General features: G+C 71.7%; 11 protein-coding genes and 1 pseudogene. 6 read left to right on the top strand and 6 right to left on the bottom strand.

Going from position 1 to position 14,495, the window contains the following annotated elements; translation table 11 throughout:
* Positions 1–3: 3 nt before the first annotated feature.
* Positions 4–570, bottom strand: a complete 567-nt coding sequence (locus tag AB0367_RS09600; RefSeq protein WP_366225784.1) for a LemA family protein — start codon at positions 568–570, stop codon at positions 4–6.
* A gap of 69 nt (positions 571–639) precedes the next feature.
* Entirely contained in the window at positions 640–2,091 is a 1,452-nt protein-coding gene (locus tag AB0367_RS09595) for an aminopeptidase P family protein (RefSeq protein ID WP_366225783.1), read from the bottom strand.
* Between the two features lie 70 nt (positions 2,092–2,161).
* On the opposite strand from AB0367_RS09595, the gene asnB reads away from it, so the two are divergent.
* The 4 genes from asnB to AB0367_RS09575 are packed head-to-tail and all read left to right on the top strand — an operon-like array spanning position 2,162 to position 6,936.
* Complete coding sequence (gene asnB, locus AB0367_RS09590; RefSeq protein WP_366225782.1) at positions 2,162–4,126, top strand: asparagine synthase (glutamine-hydrolyzing); 1,965 nt, start codon at positions 2,162–2,164, stop codon at positions 4,124–4,126.
* 11 nt (positions 4,127–4,137) lie between these two features.
* Entirely contained in the window at positions 4,138–5,262 is a 1,125-nt protein-coding gene (locus tag AB0367_RS09585) for an AAA family ATPase (RefSeq protein ID WP_366225781.1), read from the top strand.
* Between the two features lie 10 nt (positions 5,263–5,272).
* Positions 5,273–6,208, top strand: coding sequence for a carbohydrate kinase (locus AB0367_RS09580; RefSeq protein WP_366225780.1), 936 nt, complete (start codon positions 5,273–5,275; stop codon positions 6,206–6,208).
* A complete protein-coding gene (locus AB0367_RS09575) occupies positions 6,205–6,936 on the top strand; it encodes a hypothetical protein (protein WP_366225779.1) in 732 nt (243 codons plus the stop codon). Before AB0367_RS09580 ends, AB0367_RS09575 begins: the two co-directional genes overlap by 4 nt.
* 17 nt (positions 6,937–6,953) lie before the next feature.
* Here AB0367_RS09575 and AB0367_RS09570 read toward each other — a convergent pair.
* The 3 genes and pseudogenes from AB0367_RS09570 to AB0367_RS09560 all read right to left on the bottom strand — a co-directional run.
* Positions 6,954–7,196 (bottom strand): annotated as a pseudogene (locus AB0367_RS09570) (IS982 family transposase); the annotation flags it as partial.
* 158 nt (positions 7,197–7,354) lie between these two features.
* Positions 7,355–7,645: a type II toxin-antitoxin system RelE/ParE family toxin gene (locus AB0367_RS09565; RefSeq protein ID WP_366225778.1), complete on the bottom strand. Its 291-nt coding sequence runs from the start codon at positions 7,643–7,645 to the stop codon at positions 7,355–7,357.
* Positions 7,638–7,928: a type II toxin-antitoxin system Phd/YefM family antitoxin gene (locus AB0367_RS09560; RefSeq protein WP_366225777.1), complete on the bottom strand. Its 291-nt coding sequence runs from the start codon at positions 7,926–7,928 to the stop codon at positions 7,638–7,640. Before AB0367_RS09560 ends, AB0367_RS09565 begins: the two co-directional genes overlap by 8 nt.
* A 198-nt stretch (positions 7,929–8,126) precedes the next feature.
* Between AB0367_RS09560 and AB0367_RS09555 the strand changes: the two genes are divergently transcribed.
* Entirely contained in the window at positions 8,127–8,510 is a 384-nt protein-coding gene (locus AB0367_RS09555; protein WP_366225776.1) for a hypothetical protein, read from the top strand.
* A 165-nt stretch (positions 8,511–8,675) separates the two neighbouring features.
* Positions 8,676–11,441, top strand: a complete 2,766-nt coding sequence (gene acnA / locus AB0367_RS09550) for an aconitate hydratase AcnA (RefSeq protein ID WP_366225775.1) — start codon at positions 8,676–8,678, stop codon at positions 11,439–11,441.
* Positions 11,442–11,548: 107 nt separating this feature from the next.
* On the opposite strand, the gene AB0367_RS09545 is transcribed toward acnA, so the two are convergent.
* Positions 11,549–14,491 carry an Hsp70 family protein gene (locus AB0367_RS09545; protein WP_366225774.1) on the bottom strand — a complete coding sequence of 981 codons (2,943 nt, stop codon included), beginning with the start codon at positions 14,489–14,491 and terminating at the stop codon, positions 11,549–11,551.
* Positions 14,492–14,495: the final 4 nt, after the last annotated feature.

Here is a 14,495-nt window from a genome sequence, read left to right as displayed (position 1 = left end):
TCGTCAGAACCGGACGTTGACGTCGGCGCGCTCGCCCGCGGCGGCCTCGAAGTACGGCCGGGGGTGGAACCCGCCGACGCCCGCGATGAGGTTCGTCGGCAGCGTCTGGATCTTCTGGTTGTACGTCTGGATCGCGCTGTTGTAGAACTGCCGTGCGTAGGCGATCTTCTCCTCGGTGTTGCCGAGCTCGCCCTGCAGCTGCAGGAAGTTCTGGTTGGCCTTCAGGTTCGGATACGCCTCGGCCAGCGCGAACAGCCGGCCCAGGGCAGCCGTGAGGAAGCCCTCAGCCTGTGCCTGCTGCGCGGGACCGGCCGCCGCCGAGCCCGCGGCGGCGTTGCGGGCGGCGACGACGGCCTCCAGGGTGCCGCGCTCGTGCGCGGCGTAGCCCTTGACGGTCTCCACCAGGTTGGGGATCAGCGAGTGGCGGCGCTTGAGCTGGACGTCGATCTGTGCCCATGACGCGTCCACCTGGGTGCGGGCCCTGACGAGCGAGTTGTACGTCGCCACGGCCCACGCCACGAGCGCGATCACGAGCACGACGAGCACGCCGAGCACGATCAGAGGAGTCATGGGCGCATGGTGACCGCTGCCGGTTGCCACCTCCCGGTAAGTGTCGCCGATCCGACAGTTCAGGGCCTCCTAGGGCAGCCGATACCCCTCCGAACGGCGCGTGGCCAGCCAGGACTCGACGTCGTCGGCGCTGCGCGGCAGCCCGTCGGAGAGGTTGCGGGCGCCGGTCGCGGTCACCAGTATGTCGTCCTCGATGCGCACCGCTAGGCCGTGCAGTTCGGCCGGGACCAGCTCGTCCTCGGGCTGGAAGTACAGGCCCGGCTCGACGGTGAGCACGTATCCGGCCTCGAGGTGGCCCTCGCGGTAACGCTCCTTGCGCGCGTGCGCGCAGTCGTGTACGTCGAGGCCGAGCATGTGACCGAAACCGTGCAGGGTCCAGCGCCGATACAGGATGGCTTCCTTGTCCATCGCCTCGTCGACGCTCACCGGCAGCACGCCGAGGCCGGCGAGGCCCTCGGCGAGCACGCGCATGCATGCCTGGTGCACGTCGTCGAACGCCACGCCCGGGCGGATCGTGTCGATGCCGGCCTGCTGAGCGCGGTACACGATCTCGTAGACCTCCCGCTGCAGCGGCGTGAACGTGCCGGAGACGGGCACGGTCCGGGTGACGTCGGCCGTGTACAGGTTGCGGTTCTCCACGCCCATGTCCATGAGCAGCAGGTCGCCGGGGCGGGTCTGCCCGTCGTTGCGCGTCCAGTGCAGGATCGCGGCGTGGGCGCCGCCGCCGACGATGGAGCCGTAGCCGACGTCATTGCCGTCGTGGCGGGCGCGCAGCCCGAACACGCCCTCGATGAGCCGCTCGCTGACGGGCCGGTCGGCCGGCAGGGCGCGGGCGGCGTCCTCGAAGCCGCGCACGGTCGCGTCGATCGCGTCCTGCAGCTGCTCCAGCTCCCAGGCGTCCTTGACCAGCCGCAGCTCCGACAGCGTCCGGGCGAGCTCCTGGTCGCGCTCCGGGGCGGCGGTGCGCACCCGCTCGTCGACCGACGGGTCGAAGCCGCGCAGCACCCGGGTGCGCCCCGGCGCGCTGTCGTCCAGCGCCGCGGTGAGCTCGTCCAGGTGCGCGGTGTGCAGCTGCAGCTCGGTGGCCTTCTCCGCCAGGGTGTGCCGGCGGCCGATCCACAGCTCGCCGTGGTTGCGGTCGGTGAAGAACTCGTCGGTGTCGCGGGGCGAGCGGGGCCGCACGTAGAGGGTGGCGTCGTGCCCGCCGCCGGTCGGGCGCATGACGAGCACCGCCTCCGGGTCGTGCTCGCCGGTCAGCCACACGTGCTCGGTCCCGGGCCGGAAGGGGTGGTTCGTGTCGTTGGAGCGGACCCGCTCGACGCCCGCCGGGATGATCAGCGTCTCGCCCGGGAACGCGACGGACAGCTCGGCACGGCGCTTGGCGTGGTCGGGCGCCTCGACCCGAGGCACGACGTCCAGCGTCGCGTCGCGCCAGCCCGTGCGCATGAACGCCCTGAACCGTTCGGGGAAGTCGGGGTCGTGCGACTGGCTACCAGCCGATGCTTGACCTGCTGATTCCATCGTGACCCCGCTCTCATCGCCGCGAATTCGTGCTCCACCTGCGACCGTACCCCGTGCGAGGATGCTTGCCATGGCGGGTCTTCTCTCGTTCGTCAGCGCGCGCGGCGGCGCGGCGGCGCACCGGGACGCGATCGCCGACGCGCTCGGGCTGCTGCGCCACCGTGGTCCGGACGAGGAGCGGGTCGTCGCCAACGACGACGTCGTCTTCGGCGCGCAGCGACTCACGGTGACCGACCCGCCGGGCGGGCGCCAGCCGCTGTCGTATCCGCCGACCGGCGTCACCGCCGGGCGATACCTCATCGTGCTCGACGGCGCCGTGTACAACGCCGCCGAGCTGCGCGCGGAGCTGGTGGAGGAGCGCAACGCCGAGTTCGCCACTAGCAGCGAGGCCGAGGTCATCCTGGCCGCCTACCACCACTGGGGCCCCAGCGCGGTCAACCGGCTGCGCGGCATGTTCGCGTTCGTGATCTGGGACGGCTCGGCGCGCCGCGCGTTCGGCGCCCGCGACCCGTTCGGCGTGAAGCCGCTGTACCAGCTGCAGACCCCCGCCGGCGTCTACCTGGCGAGCGAGAAGAAGGCGCTGCTGCCGTTCGTCGCCGAGCCGGCCGCCGTCGACACGGTGCGGCTGCAGCACTACCTGACGATGCAGTACGTGCCGGAGCCCGCCACCATGCACCCCGACGTGCGGCGCCTCGGGGCCGGCGAGTCGTTCGTGTACACGCCGGGCGGACCGCTGGCGAACCGGCGGTACAACCAGCTGAACTTCCGCCCGGCACCGGTGGCCGACGAGGACGCCGTGGTGCGCCGCATCACCGACGCGCTGCGCGAGAGCGTCCACGCGCACCTGCGCGCCGACGTGCCGGTCGGGGCGTTCCTGTCCAGCGGCATCGACTCGACCGCGATCGTGGCGCTCGCCGCCGAGAAGAACCCGGCCCTGCGCACGTACACCGTCGGCTACGACGCGGTCGGTCCCCAGGCGCAATACTCCGAGATCGACATCGCCGAGCAGTCGGCCCGGGCGCTCGGGGTGCCGCTCACCGAGACGGTCGTCACCGCCGCCGACTTCATGCGGGCGCTGCCGCGCATCGTGTGGCATCTCGACGACCCGGTCGCCGACCCGGCCCTGGTCCCGCTGTTCTTCCTGGCCGAGCGGGCCGCGCAGGACGTCACCGTCGTGCTCGGCGGCGACGGCGCCGACGAGCTCTTCGGCGGCTACCCCATCTACCGCGAACCGCTGTCGCTGTCGACGGTGAGCCACCTGCCCGACTCGATGCAGCGCGGCCTGCGGGCCGTGTCCCGGGTCATCCCGCAGGGGATGAAGGGCAAGAGCTTCCTGGAGCGCGGCACCACCCCGATCGAGGAGCGCTACTACGGCAACGCCCGGATCTTCACCGACGAGGAGAAGGCCGCGCTGCTGCGCGACTACGAGCCCGACGTGCGCCACACCGACGTCACCGCGCCGGTGTTCAAGGAGGCCGGGGCGCTCGACGAGGTCACCACCATGCAGTACATCGACCTGTACACCTGGCTGCGGGGCGACATCCTGGTCAAGGCCGACCGGATGACGATGGCGCACTCGCTGCAGCTGCGCACCCCGTTCCTGGACCGGGCCGTGTTCGAGATCGCCGCGGCGCTGCCCACCGAGCTCAAGGTGCCGCCGCGCTCGCAGGAGACGAAGGCGGCGCTGCGCCGGGCCCTGGCCGGGGTGGTGCCGGAGCCGATCGTGCACCGCAAGAAGCTCGGCTTCCCGGTGCCGATCCGCCCGTGGCTGCGCGGCGAGATGTATGACTGGGCGCACGGCCTGCTCGACTCCTCCGGCGCCGGCGACCTGCTCGACCTCGACGTGGTCCGCGGCCTGCTCAGGGCGCACCGCAAGAAGGAGGCCGACCACTCCCGCAAGATCTGGACGGTGCTGGTCTTCTGCGTCTGGCACGCCGTGTTCGTCACGGGCACCATGAGGCCGGGCTATTCCCGTGGTGACCAAGGTGGTGAACCGGGCGCCGAGGCCCGTACCGGGCAGGAGAGCCGCCTCTAGCGTGATCGGCGATGCTGCTCACGTTCCGCCTCCAGAACTTCCGCTCGGTCCGCGACATCCAGGAGCTCACGCTGCTGACGGTCCCGTCCGAGCCGCTCGATGCCGGCCTCGTGGCGCCCCTCGCCCACGGCCCGGCGGTGCACGTCTCGCCGCTGGCCGGGGTGTTCGGCGCCAACGCGTCGGGCAAGTCGACCGTGTTGCGCGCGCTGGGTACGCTGCGCGCCCTGGCCGCGTCCGGCAGCGACGCCCGCGACGCCGCCCGCCGCTACGACCCGTTCCGGCTGGACCCGGCGACCCGGCTGCTGCCGACCCGGTTCGAGGCGGAGGTGCTCGCCGAGGGGGTGCGCCACGTCTGGGGCTGCGCCTACAAGCAGGGCGAGGTCGTCGGCGAGTGGCTGCACGCGTACGGCCGGGACCGCCGCACGGTCTGGTACGAGCGGGATCGGTCCGGCGTGCGCACCCTGCCGCAGGCCCGGCTGGAACCGCTCGCCGTAGCGGTGGCCCGCGACCCGTCCACGACCATGCTGGCGCTGGCCGCCGACGCCGAGCACGCCTGGCTCGCACCGGTCGCCGCGACCCTGGCGGCGATCACCCCGGTGCGCGTGACGCCGGGCGCCCGCCTGGTCCAGGACCTCGACCACCTCGCCGCCCGGTGGAGCGACCAGCTGACCCTGCTGGCGACCCGGGCCGGGCTCGGCATCGCCGGCGTCGACACCGGCGGCGGCTCGGTCCGGCTCGTCCATGAAGCCGGCCCGGACGCCCGGACCGGCGCGCAACCGCTCGGCGCGTACGGCGAGTCCGACGGCACCATCGCCTGGCTCGACCTGCTCGCCGCGCTGCTGCCGGCCCTGGAGCGCGGCGGCGTGCTGCTCGTCGACGACCTCGACGCGATCCTGCACCCGAGCCTCGCCGCCGAGGCGCTGCGCCTGCTCGACGACCCGCGGCTCAACCGGGCCCGCGCCCAGCTGGTCTTCGCCGCCCGGGCCGTGCCGCCAACGACCGCCGAGTCGCAGCGCTGGTACGCGGTCAAATCCGGCGGCGTCACCCGCCTGCGGCGCGAGCCGGGCGGTCCCGGCCTGAGCCCGGGCGAGCTGGCCCACGAGCTTTGGCTGGCCAAGCGGCGTTCCACACCGTGATACTGGCCGGATGACTGGTTACGGCGTGGTGATCGGTGAGGCGCTGATCGATCTGCTCGAATCGACGTCGGGCGGTGACCTCGTCTACCGGCCCGCCGTCGGCGGCGCCCCGTTCAACGTCGCGGTCGGCATCGCCCGCCTCGACGCACCCGTACACTTCCTCGGCTCGTTCGGCGACGACCCCTTCGGCGCCCGCCTGCTGGACTTTCTGGACAAGACCGGCGTCGGTACGGCGGGGACCGTCACCGTCCCCGGTGTGGCCACGACGCTTGCCGTCACCACGTTCCAGGGCCACGAGCCGACGTTTCGCTTCTACGGTTCCCCGCCGTCCTACGGCCTGCTCGACGCTACCGACGTCGACGAGTCCCTGGTCGCCGGCGCCGGCCTGCTGTACTGCGGCTCGATAAGCCTGCTCGCCCCGCCCGTGCTCGCCGCCGCGCGCCGCGCCTGGGCCGTGCGTGGCCCGGGTGGCGGCCCGGTGCGCGTCTTCGACCCCAACGTCCGCCCGGCCGTCGGGCTCAACCCGGACGTCGTCGCCGAGTTCGCCGCCACCGCCGACCTGGTGAAGCTCAGCTCCGTGGACGCCACCGCACTGTGGGGCGACTCCCCGGAGGCGGCGGCCGGCCGCCTGCTGGACCTCGGCGCCGGCGCGGTGGTCGTGACCCTCGGCGCCCAGGGTGCCCTGGTGGCGCACGGTTCCGCGACCGTACTCGTGCCCGCACCTCGCATCGCCCCGCTCGACACCACCGGCGCCGGCGATGCCACCATGGCCGGCCTGAGCTGGGGGATCCTCAGCCAGGGCCGGCCCACCGACCTGGGCGGCTGGGCCACCCTGACCCGCGTCGCGGTCCACGTGGCGGGCCTGGTCTGCGAGTCGCCGGGCGGCGCCGTGTCGATGCCGACGGTCACCGACCTGCGCGCCCGCTTCGTAGACTTGGCCGTGTGACGCCCGCCCGGTTCGGCCGTTACGTGACGGCGAGCAAGGCGACGGCCGCGGCGGTCGCCCTGCTCATCGTCGCGCTCCGAGTCGTCTACGAGTTCGGGGTAACCCCCGCCAACACCCCGGTCTGGGCCGCAGTGGCCCTGCTGCTCGCCCCCATCGTGGTGCTGAGCGCCGCGTTCATCGCCTTCGGCATCGTCTTCCGCCCGATCCACCACCCGCCCCCGGCCGCCCTGCGCGTGCGCGGCGACGCGTTCGTCGTGCCCGGCTCGCCGGTCCTGATGGGCCGGCTCACGATGGGCTGGGCCCTGTTCGGCACCGTGTTCCTGGAGAGCGACGACACCCTGTCTGCGACCACCCGCCTGGGCGTCAACGCCGGCGCCGCACTCGTCATCGCCGGCGCCGCCCTACCGTTGCTGCGCGGCCCCCGAATCGTGGTGAGCCCGGCAGGCCTGAGCATCCGCGCCGGCGGCCGCCGCAAGCTCGGCTGGGACGATCTGGTGCAGGTACCGATGACACCGCTACCACTGACCGTCCGCAGCCCAAAGCTGGCCCTGAGCATCCGCCGCCCGGGCCACGACGAACCCGGCTGGCTACTCGTCCCCCTCGACCTGCTCGCCGTCGAGCCCGTCTTCCTCGGCTCAGTCGTCGAGCACTACGTGGAGCATCCCGAGCGCCGAGCGGCGATCGGCACCCCGCAGGAGTACGCCCGCCTCACCGGCGTCTCACCCTAATCCGATGCTTTGAAGATTCAGTGGTCGTAGGCGATGAGGAATCGCTTGACCGGGGCGCCGATGGTCCAGTTGTGCCAGATCACGGCGGTCAGGGCGAGGATTCGCCGCGCGACGCGGAGGAAGACGCCGGCGAGGGTGCGGCCTGCGTGGGCTTCGAGGTCGAGTTGGCCTTTGAGGGTGTCGAAGACGGCCTCAAGTCACTGCCGGACACGGGCGAGTTTGCCGAACCGGGCCGGTTCGCCTCGGCGGTCGGGGCGCACGAAGCGCGCCGAACGTGGTCGGCTTCAACCTGACCGCCCACACCCTCGCCCGCGCGATCCTGGTCTCATCGTTTCTCATCGTTCGGCTTCTGATCCGCGTTCGTCAGGCCCGCCGAGCACCCGCCGGCGGGCCTGCGGCGCGAATGCCCAGTTCTTGGCTACGAGTGGTAGACGTCGGCACGGTGATCGATGCGCACGACATGTACCGAGCGCCTCTTGTCATCGATGCGGTATACGACGCGGTAGGCGCCGCGCCGGGCCGAGTGGTAGGCGGCCAGCTCGTTGGTCAACGGCTTGCCCACGACGTAGGGCCGCTGCAGCAGTGGTCCGGCGACGAACTCCCCGACGGCAGCGGCCACCCCGATGGGCAGACCGATCGGCGGACCCTCGGTCAGCGTTCGGCGCGCGGCCGGCGCAAGCGACAGCTTGTAGGGCTCCTCCTCAGTCACGCCACTCCCGCTCCGCGCGGGCGGCGAGCTGGCGGCGGAGCTCGGTGGCGTCGATCGCGTCGCCGGCGGCGATGTCGGCCTCGGCCTGGCGTATCTGCTCCAGCGCGCCCGGGGTGGACAGCAGATCCAGTGTCTCCTCTAGCGCCTCCAGATCAGACACGGCCATCAGGACCGCCTCTGGCCGCCCATTACGGGTGATCACCACACGTTCATGGGTGTCGCGGACCTCGTCAAGGACAGCCGACAGCCTCGCCTTAGCATCAGCCAACGGAATCGTCGTCATGACCAGGATTCTAGTCACGTCGTGCTACTTCGGCAACCGCATGCCACTGCAGGGCATTCGGCGATGCGCTGGTCCGATGGCCTCGACCACCTCCGACCGCACGCCCTCCCGCCGCCGCGAACCCGGTCGGTTGTGTCGCTCGTGACAGGGAGTATCAAGGGCAAGCCGTTTGCAAGCCGCCCGGTGGATGCTCGGTTCGTGACCGCTTTGCTGCTTGTGCGCCGGGTGCCCCCGGGCCGCTTGGACCTCACCCGTACGACCGCGCAGCAGTGGAACGACGGCCTCGCCCGCGATGCGACGCTGCAGTGGTGGGAGCTGGTCGACCCGGCCGCCGAAGACGGCCAGCCCGCCGCCGCCCTGGCCGCGGTCCGCCCGGACGACGCCGTCGTCCGGCTGGCCGGGCTCGCCACGCCGCCCGGCCGGCGCGACCGCGCCGTCCAGGTGCTGCTGGCCCTGGTGGATGCCCTGCGGGCCACCTCCGCCCGAACGCTGGAGGCGGCGCCGTCCAGCGAACTGCTCACCATCCTGCGCGAGGTGGGTTTCCGCCCGGGCGCGGACGGCCGGGAGGTCGTCGAGCTGTAAGCGGCGGGTACCGCCTCGTGTTTCACAGCTTGGAACAACCTTGCCTATCTAACAAGACGGACGTACGGTTTTCTTGATACCCCGAACCCCGCGGCTTCGGCCGCCGCGCGCTGGGGAAGACTGGCGTACGGGAAACACGAACTTGACGGAAGAGGAGCACACGCCGTGGCGAGCCTCGACTCCTTCGGAGCAAAGAGCCAGCTGAGCGTCGGCGACGCCAGCTACGAGATTTACCGGATCGGCAAGGTCGAGGGCGCCGGGCGGCTGCCGTACAGCCTGAAGATCCTGCTGGAGAACCTGCTGCGCACGGAGGACGGCGCGAACATCACCGCCGAGCACATCCGCGCGCTCGGCGGATGGGACGCCTCGGCCGAGCCCAGCGTGGAGATCCAGTTCACCCCCGCGCGGGTGCTGATGCAGGACTTCACCGGCGTACCGTGCGTGGTCGACCTGGCCACCATGCGTGAGGCGGTCGTGGAGCTCGGCGGCGACCCGACGCGCGTCAACCCGCTCGCGCCGGCCGAGCTGGTCATCGACCACTCCGTCATCGCCGACCTGTTCGGCCGCCCGGACGCCTTCGAGCGCAACGTCGAGCTGGAGTACGGCCGCAACCGGGAGCGCTACCAGTTCCTGCGCTGGGGCCAGACCGCGTTCAACGAGTTCAAGGTCGTACCGCCGGGCACCGGCATCGTGCACCAGGTCAACATCGAGTACCTCGCCCGGGTGATCATGGCGCGCGGCGGCCAGGCCTACCCGGACACGGTCGTGGGCACCGACTCGCACACCACGATGGTCAACGGCCTGGGCGTGCTCGGCTGGGGCGTCGGCGGCATCGAGGCCGAGGCCGCGATGCTCGGCCAGCCGGTGTCGATGCTGATCCCGCGGGTCGTGGGCTTCAAGCTCTCCGGCGAACTGCCCGAGGGCACCACCGCCACCGACCTGGTGCTGGTCATCACCGAGATGCTGCGCAAGCACGGCGTGGTCGGCAAGTTCGTGGAGTTCTACGGGCCGGGCGTGAGCGCGGTGCCGCTGGCCAACCGGGCCACGATCGGCAACATGAGCCCGGAGTACGGCTCGACGGTCGCGATCTTCCCGATCGACGACGAGACCATCAAGTACCTGAAGCTGACCGGCCGTGACGAGGCGCAGGTCGCCCTGGTCGAGGCCTACGCCAAGGAGCAGGGCCTCTGGCACGACCCGGCCGCGGAGCCGGACTACTCCGAGCGCCTCGAGCTCGACCTGAGCTCGATCGAGCCGTCACTGGCCGGCCCGAAGCGGCCCCAGGACCGGGTGCCGCTCAAGAGCGCGAAGCCGCTGTTCCGTTCGGTACTGAAGGACTACGTCGGCGACGGCGTGGAGGGCCCGGCCGACGAGGCCAGCGCCGAGTCGTTCCCGGCCAGCGACCCGCCGGCCAACCACCAGGTGAGCAACGGCGACCGCCCGCACGAACTGGTCTCGGCGGCCTCCGGGTCGAACGGCCGGGTGTCCAAGCCGGTCCGGGTCGAGGACTACGAGCTCGACCACGGCGCGGTCGTCATCGCCGCGATCACGTCCTGCACCAACACGTCCAACCCGCAGGTCATGATCGGCGCGGCGCTGCTGGCCCGCAACGCCGTGGAGAAGGGCCTGGCCCGCAAGCCGTGGGTGAAGACCACCCTGGCCCCGGGCTCGAAGGTGGTCACCGACTACTACGATCGGGCCGGCCTCACCCCCTACCTCGACAAGCTCGGCTTCAACCTGGTCGGCTACGGCTGCACCACCTGCATCGGCAACTCCGGCCCGCTGCCGGAGCCGATCAGCGCGGCGGTCAACGAGCACGACCTCACCGTCGTGTCGGTGCTGTCGGGCAACCGCAACTTCGAGGGCCGGATCAACCCGGACGTCAAGATGAACTACCTGGCCTCGCCGCCGCTGGTGGTCGCCTACGCGCTGGCCGGGACGATGGACATCGACCTGATCAACGACCCGCTGGGCGTCGGCTCCGACGGGCAGCCGGTCTACCTGCGCGACATCTGGCCGGACACGAAGGAGATCGAGGACACCATCGCCGCGGCCATCGGCGCCGACCTGTTCTCGACCCGCTACGCCGACGTGTTCGCCGGCGACGAGCAGTGGCGCTCGCTGCCGACCCCGACCGGCGACACCTTCGACTGGGCGGGCGACTCCACCTACGTGCGCAAGCCCCCGTACTTCGAGGGCATGGCCACGCAGCCGGCCCCGGTGAACGACATCGCCGGCGCCCGGGTGCTGGCGAAGCTCGGCGACTCGGTCACCACCGACCACATCTCGCCGGCCGGCTCCATCAAGGCCGACTCCCCCGCCGGGAAGTACCTCGCCGGGCACGGCGTGGACCGTAAGGACTTCAACTCCTACGGCTCCCGGCGCGGCAACCACGAGGTGATGATCCGCGGCACGTTCGCCAACATCCGGCTGCGCAACCAGCTCGCGCCGGGCACCGAGGGTGGCGTGACGGTCAACCACCTCACCGGCGAGCAGACCACCATCTACGACGCCTCGGTCGCCTACGCCGAGGCTGGCGTGCCGCTGGTGATCCTGGCCGGCAAGGAGTACGGCTCCGGCTCCTCGCGCGACTGGGCGGCGAAGGGCACCGCACTGCTGGGCGTGCGGGCCGTGATCGCCGAGTCCTACGAGCGCATCCACCGCTCCAACCTCATCGGCATGGGCGTGCTGCCGCTGCAGTTCCCGCAGGGCGAGTCGGCCGACTCGCTGGGCCTGTCCGGCACGGAGACGTTCACGGTCAGCGGGGTCGAGCAGCTCAACGAGGGCTCCACCCCGCGCACGGTGAAGGTGAGCACCGACACCGGCGTCGAGTTCGACGCGGTCGTGCGCATCGACACCCCCGGCGAGGCGGACTACTACCGCCACGGCGGCATCCTGCAGTACGTGCTGCGCAAGATGATCGAGGCATAACCAACCGCAAGCGAGCGGCGGGCGTCCACTATGGACGCCCGCCGCCGTCGTCTCCGCTCAGAGCCGCCAGCCGCAGCACGTCGATCGCGTGCAGCGGCGCGCCGGCGTCACTTCGGGCCGGGGATGCCGTACCGGTAGATCTTGCGGTTCTTCTCGTCGATGAGCACGACCGTGTCGGCGCTCATCGACACGTCGGTGAGGATGTTGTCCTTGTCGTAGTCCGCGGAGCCGACAATCTTGCCATCGGCGGTGCCGACCACCGCGACCTGCCACATCGAGCTGAAGCCGCTGACGTGGATGGTCACCATCGCGACCCGGCCGCCCGCGCCGGCGTAGGCGTTCTTCGACGACAGGGGGCCGCCCAACGCGTACTTGTCGTTGCCGTTGGCCGGGTCGCTCACCGTCGGGTTCTCCACCGACGTGAACGTGCCACGGCCGAGCACGAGCTTGTCGTCCAGGACATACCAGTTGGGCTCGCGCTGCTGCGGCTTGGTCCACTTCAACTGGCCGTCATCCATGCCGATGGCGATCAGCGTGTAGCTGGACTGCTTCGCCTTGATGCAGATGAGCTTCTCGCCGCACGGCCGGAAGTCTTCGATCTTGACCCCGGCGGTGGTCTTGTACTCCCATGCCTGGCCGAAGTCGGAGAGCCGGTAGGCGACGATCGAGTTCTCGGCGTCCTTCTTCTTGAAGATCGCCATTCCGCCGTAGACCAGCCACGGCAGGTCACCGGCCGAGGCGACGCTGCCGTTGGCCTTCAGCGCGCCGTTGGACAGGTCGATGACGCCGGCCTTGCCCTCCGACTGCATCTGCACGACCACGCCTGGATCAACGTCGATCGACTCCTGGAACGGGATCCTCTGCTGGAAGCCGATCTGGTAGCTCGGCACGAGCGCACCGCTGCGCTTCTCGCCCGGCCACACCAGCGACGGATGGACCAGCCGGTTGCCGGAGGTGATAAAGCCGCCCTTGCCCTTGTGCGACCAGCGGGTCGCGCCAGTCAGCAGGTCGACGCGCTGGACGGCGGTGTCGCGGGCACGGACCTCGGTGATCGCGTCGGTGCCGACGTAGAACAGGTCGAGCTTGTCGGGCCACTTATCGGTCCACTTGATGGCACCGTCGCCGATACTGAGGACGCTTCGCGCGTCGACGCCGTCGCGCTGCGTGTCACGCTCGCCGTCGACGAGGAGCAGATCGCCCACGACACGCAGGGAGAGGTCCTCCGGCTCCATCGGCACGTTAGCCGTCCACCGCTTGTCCCCAGTGACGGCGTAGGCGTCGACGTCGACCTTGCCGGAGCTGACCACGGCGGTGAAGACCATGCCTTTGCCGGCCACCGCGGTGACCTTGCCGCCGCTGGCGAGGCTGATCGGGGTGCCAACGTCGAGCCCGTCGACCTTGCCCGACCCCGAGTCGCCGCTGCCGCCGGGCAGGCCGTCTCGCACCGACTGGACCTGATCGCCGACCCAGTTGAAGATCTTGTTGCCGCCCCACACGCACGAGCCGATGATGGCCAGCACGACGACGAGCGCGATCCACGGCCCGGTGCGCCGCCGCGGCCGCACCACCGGCGGGGTCGGGCCGTAAGCGGGCGGCGCCATGGCCGGCGCCGCCATCCCGGCCTGGGCCATCCCGGGCTGAGGCATCCCAGGCTGAGGCATCCCGGGCTGGGCCAACCCGGGCGGGGCCGGTGGGCTGACCGGGCGCTGGGGGGACAGCGGCGGCGGGCCGCCGGGGGCGACGCCGGGCGAGGCGGGCGCGACCGGAAACGTCGTCGAGGCCATGGACGAGGCCGGGCCGACGGGCGAGCCATAGGCGCCCGGGGAGGTCGGCCCGCCCGGCACAGCGGAGACCGGAATGCTGCCCGAAGGGGGGTAGGGCGGGCTGGGAGCGAAGGCCGAAGGGGAGATGGGCGCGCCGGAGCCCGGGCGCGGGCGCGGCACCGGTGGGGCGTTGAACTGCTGTTGCGGCGAGGCGCCCACGGCGAGCATGCCGCCGTAGGCGACCGGGAGCTCGGGCTGCTCGGGCACGACCGGGGCGACCCCGAACCGGGCGTGCAGGCGGCTGGCCACCAGCGGGATGCGGCTGGAGCCGCCGACGAGGAAGATGCCGGCGAGCTGGCGCACGTCGACCCCGGCGCGCTCCAGCACCCGGCGGGTCTCGTCGACGGCCCGGTCGATGAGCGGGCCGGCGACTCGATCGAGCTCCTCGCGGGTCAGGTGCAGCGCCTCGTCGGTGCCGGGCAGGTGCACGGGCGCGGAGGCGGCCCGCGACAGCATCTCCTTGGCCGCGCGGACCTCGCTCCACAGCTCCCGCCGGTCGCGGTGGGCGGCGGTGCTGTCCGGGTTGGACAGCCGCTGCCACAGCTCCGGGTTGCGCAGGTGGATCAGCTGGCCCAGGTGCCCGACGAGGGCCGCGTCGACGTCGACGCCGCCGAGGTCGTCGAGGCCGCCGAGGCCGAGCACGCGCAGCCCGTCGAACTCGCGACGCACCACCGACACGTCCAGCGTGCCGCCGCCGAAGTCGAACACGGCGAGGGACTGCAGCGGGGCGACCTGGTGGCCGAGCACGCGCAGGCAGTAGGTGGCGGCGGCGATCGGCTCGTCGACGAGCACGACCGGGCCGAGGTTGGCCGCACGGGCGGCCTCCAGCAGCACGCCCCGCCGCTGGCCGCCCCAGTCGGCGGGGCAGGTGAGCACCGTGGAGCCGACCGGGTTGACGCCGGCCTGCAGCGACTCCTCGGCGGCGCGGCGCAGCAGGGAGGCCAGCATCTCCACGACGGTGACCTCGGCCTGGCCGAGCAGGACCGAGCCCGCGTCGACGCTGCGCTTCGGATATGGCTCGAAACGCTCCGGCGCCAGCTGGGAGAGCCGCTCGGCGTCGCGGCCCACGGTCAAGCGGCCGTGCTCGTCGGCGTAGATGCCCGACGGCATGACGGGCGAGCCGTCGAACAGCAGCGCCCGGGGCGCCTCCTCGCCGCGGTGCACGACCGCGACGGTGTGGCAGGTGCCCAGATCAATCGCGAGACGATGGGTCGGGGTCGGCCCCACGCGC

The organism is Dactylosporangium sp. NPDC051484 (assembly GCF_040689395.1).
Taxonomy (GTDB): domain Bacteria; phylum Actinomycetota; class Actinomycetes; order Mycobacteriales; family Micromonosporaceae; genus Dactylosporangium.
The sequence above is the reverse complement of the archived record's forward strand: the minus strand, read 5'-3'. Positions and strand labels throughout refer to the sequence as shown.

Excerpts from the sequence above, each read along its gene's own strand:
- AB0367_RS09600 (WP_366225784.1), bottom strand. The coding sequence starts at position 570 with ATGACTCCTCTGATCGTGCTCGGCGTGCTCGTCGTGCTCGTGATCGCG.
- AB0367_RS09595 (WP_366225783.1), bottom strand. The coding sequence starts at position 2,091 with ATGGAATCAGCAGGTCAAGCATCGGCTGGTAGCCAGTCGCACGACCCC.
- asnB (WP_366225782.1), top strand. The coding sequence starts at position 2,162 with ATGGCGGGTCTTCTCTCGTTCGTCAGCGCGCGCGGCGGCGCGGCGGCG.
- AB0367_RS09585 (WP_366225781.1), top strand. The coding sequence starts at position 4,138 with ATGCTGCTCACGTTCCGCCTCCAGAACTTCCGCTCGGTCCGCGACATC.
- AB0367_RS09580 (WP_366225780.1), top strand. The coding sequence starts at position 5,273 with ATGACTGGTTACGGCGTGGTGATCGGTGAGGCGCTGATCGATCTGCTC.
- AB0367_RS09560 (WP_366225777.1), bottom strand. The coding sequence starts at position 7,928 with ATGACGACGATTCCGTTGGCTGATGCTAAGGCGAGGCTGTCGGCTGTC.